The sequence below is a fragment of the Streptomyces sp. NPDC005070 genome (genome assembly GCF_053600395.1).
Genome location: NZ_JBSFZS010000310.1, coordinates 1 through 3,504 on the forward strand (window position 1 = coordinate 1; position 3,504 = coordinate 3,504).

General features: G+C 71.3%; 1 protein-coding gene and 1 pseudogene. Both read left to right on the forward strand.

Translation table 11 applies throughout. From position 1 onward, the window contains the following. Positions 1 to 857 precede the first annotated feature (857 nt). On the forward strand, positions 858 to 2,756 hold the full coding sequence (locus ACWEBX_RS38210; RefSeq protein ID WP_451889327.1) for an SMI1/KNR4 family protein: 1,899 nt from the start codon (positions 858 to 860) through the stop codon (positions 2,754 to 2,756). 650 nt (positions 2,757 to 3,406) lie between these two features. Further along, positions 3,407 to 3,504: pseudogene (locus ACWEBX_RS38215) on the forward strand (LLM class flavin-dependent oxidoreductase); the annotation flags it as partial.

Here is a 3,504-nt window from a genome sequence, read left to right on the forward strand (position 1 = left end):
AGCCTGATTTCGGATCCGTGGCGGGCGGTGGTACGAAATGACGGTCAGGTGTCAGTCGAGTTGGGCGACGTTGGGCAGGTCACCCCCGGACGCGGCGTCGGCCAGGGGAAGATCATAGGGATAGACGCGGACGTCGCATATCGCGCCATGGGTGTATTCGCCGTAGGTCCCGGAGGCGAGTTTGCGGCCGAGCTACAACGGACCAGTGGCGTTCCCCGGGGAGTTGGTCCAGTCGGTGGTGGCGGCGGGTGCGCCGTCGAGGTAGAGGCCGGAATTCCTTGGCGGTGGCGTCGTACATGCCGACGAGGCGGGTCCACCGGCCGGCGACCGGCTTGCCGCTGTACGTGGCCCGCCAGACGGCGCTGCTGAGACGGCCGGGGCGAAGTCGTAGGTCGGCGAGGAGTGAGGACCAGGCTCTGGCGGTAGTTGCACTCGAGGAGCCGGCCGTAGGCGTCGACGGCGTACAGATGCGGCATGCCGTCCGGGCCGCCGGGGAGGGTGGAGGCGCTCCGGACCGGGTTGTCGACGTTGCCGGGGGAGGCGAGGTCGGTGATCAGCCTCCCCACGTGCAGGTCCGTCCCGACGATGAGCAGCGCAATGGGATAGCCCCAGGCGCACAGGAGCCGGGGCGGTTGGAATGTGCGGGGTTCGGCGCTTCAAGATGGCTCGGGCGTTTTAGCTCCACTGGCTATCTCGGCACCTTGCGGGCTGTGCAGAGGCCTCGCCGGAGTTGATTCCGGCACGGCATCCATGGCGCGGCCGGCGCCTCGGTGCCGAGGCTGCAAACCGGCGCGGGACGTTCGCAGCCCGGCTGCCCCTCGGGGTGGTTTGTCGGTGGTCGGTGACACCATCCGGTCATGAGCGGAGCATCTTTCAACTGGAATCAATTCCTGGGGCGTTGGCAGGCGGAGTGGGTGCCGCGTGCGGGCCGGGACGGGGACGGCGAGCAGGGCGCCGTTGCTCTGGGCAGGCCCGGGGCGGACGAGGCGGCGATCGCCGCGGCCGAGGAGAGGCTGGGGCGGCGGCTGCCGCCCTCGTACCGTGAGTTCCTGGCCGTGAGTGACGGGTGGCACGTGGACCAGACGGCCGGGATCTATCAGCTCGGCGGCGCCGCGGACATCGACTGGTGCCGGGATCCGCACGACATGACCTCGGTGTACCAGGAGAGTCTGGGCGACAACCCGCGTCAGGAGGAGGTCCTGCTGGCCGGGATGTGGCAGCGGGCGCTGCGGCTGGAGACGGACTCCGACATGTCGGATGCCCTGCTCGACCCGGGCGACCGCGACGAGGACGGCGAGTGGGCGCTGTACGTCTACAAGGGCTGGAGCGGTGAACTCCCGGACCGGTACCCGTCGTTTCGCGCGTACATGGAGGCCATGTACCGCAGCTTCCACGGCGACCGGGTGGAGCGGCCCGACTTCGTGAACGCGACCACCCGCGCCCAGGACGCCCACGTGGACGAGGCCCGCCTGCTGGCCCTGCGCGGACAGTACGAGCAGGCCCTGCCCCTGCTCGAGGAGGCGCGGTCTTTCGGCAGGCCGCGCAGCGCCGTCCTGTTGGACCAGCTCCGCCATCTGCTGGCTCCGGCAGGGGACCGGGACTACGGCAGCCTGGCGGCCGACCCCCGCTACCTGTCTGAGATCCTGCCCGTGCAGGCCATGACGCAGGCAGGTGACCGTCGGCGGCGACCGGGGGACGAGGACGGCCGCTGGCTCACGATGATGGCCGCCCGCGGGGTGGACCGGAAGGTGGCCGTGGACACGCTGGGCGCGATGCGGGAGGGCAGCCACAGCTACGCGCCCCCCGGGCCGTGGGGTCGGGCGGTCGCCGAGGCCCGGGAACTGGCCCGCTGGGGTTCGACGGACGCCGCGTGGCGGGTGCTGCGGGACGCGCTCCCGCTGTGGCAGGCGCCCGGTCCTTTGCTGATCGTGCCGGTCGGCCTGCTCGCCGATCCGTTCCTGGGCCCGCTGGTCACACCGGAGCGCGGACGGGAGATCCTCGCGACGCCGAGGGCCGGGGAGAGGGGGCCCGCGCCCGAGCCGGTGCCCGATCTCGACCCGCCCGGCCTCGTCTGGCTGACGGAGCCCCCGGCGAACGGCCAGCGCCGCGATGGGTACCGCTGTGTCTGGGCCGAGGGGGTCGAGCCTGCCCGCCTGCCCGCCCTGCTCGGTGAGGAAGGCGCGGAACTGGGCGCGCCCGTGGACATGCGCATGGCGTCCTGGGGGGCGTTCAGGGTTCGTGAGCGGGAAGGCGTGGAGCCCTGGGAGGACCGGGCGGTGGTCGCCGCCGGCCGCACCACCAAAGGGTGGGCCTTCGCCTTCGACGGCCACTCCAGCCGCGACCCGGGCAGCCGGTTCGTGTCTCCCGCCGCGGCGGCCTCCTCCTTTGGCCGGGTTGTGGTGGTGTGGCGTGCCCCGGAAAGCCCGTTCTCGGGCGACACCCCGACGGTGTTCCACCTGTCGGTGGCCGAACAGGGCGAGGAGCTCTACGCGTTCACCGTGCGGGGCACCCAGATCCAGCGCTCCGGCGCGATTCCCGAAGCACTGGACCCCACACGGCTGTTCCGCCCGGACGATCCCGAACTCGACGGCGAACTGCGCACACTGGAAGCCCTGCACACCGAATTCGGCCTCGCCTTGCCCCGTTTCGCCCTGACCCGGGGCAGGCTCCACAACTTCACCACCCGGTCGTGGGCCCGGGCACCACACACGGGCGAGGCCTTCGTCCACCTCGGATTCGTGCGGCACAAGACGTGAACCCTAACCGGCCCACCCCGAGTGAAGGGCGGCGGGCCCGACGGCCATCGTGACGGGTCCGGCCGGCCGCTGCTCCCACTGCAGACATCACATCAAGGAAGGTGCAGGAGAGCGGAGTTCGACGACCGAAGCCGAGGCGAACGGGACGGAGTCCGGGGACTCGTCCACGGCGGCCAGTCAGTGCCGGGTCTCGTCGAAGGCCACGTACCGGCCGCTCCACGTACCGGCCACTCCACTACGGCCGCTCCACTACCCGGCGGGCCGCGCTCCGTTCACGAGGGCTTTGTCCGCCGGGCCCGTGCTCTGCTCCCGGCCGCAGTCACCACCCAGCCCGGCAGCAAGTGGGGGAGTGGCTCCTTGCGTTCAGGCCCTGATGCACTTGTCGGTGGTCTCTGCCTGGCGCTGCCGAGCACCTTCTGCGCTGCGGCAAGACGCTGGAGGTCGAGGAGTACGATGACGCGGCCGACCTGAAGCAGGCCGTCGCCTTGGCCGACAAGGTCGTCAACGACGGTGTGAAGTACGCGATCTGGCACATCGCCTCGTCCGCGACCCCGCTGGCCGGTCGACTTCCGGTCCGCCTGGGACGCGGTGGCTCCGCTCGGCCCCGACGGGCGCGGAATGCCGGCGCGCAGGTCCACCACGTGCCACTCGATGGCGGCGAGAGCCACGAGCAGCGCGCGTACGGCGACTTCCTCGACAAGGACGCCCGCTACCGTCGTACCGGCGAATTCCTGGAGATCGTCCGGGA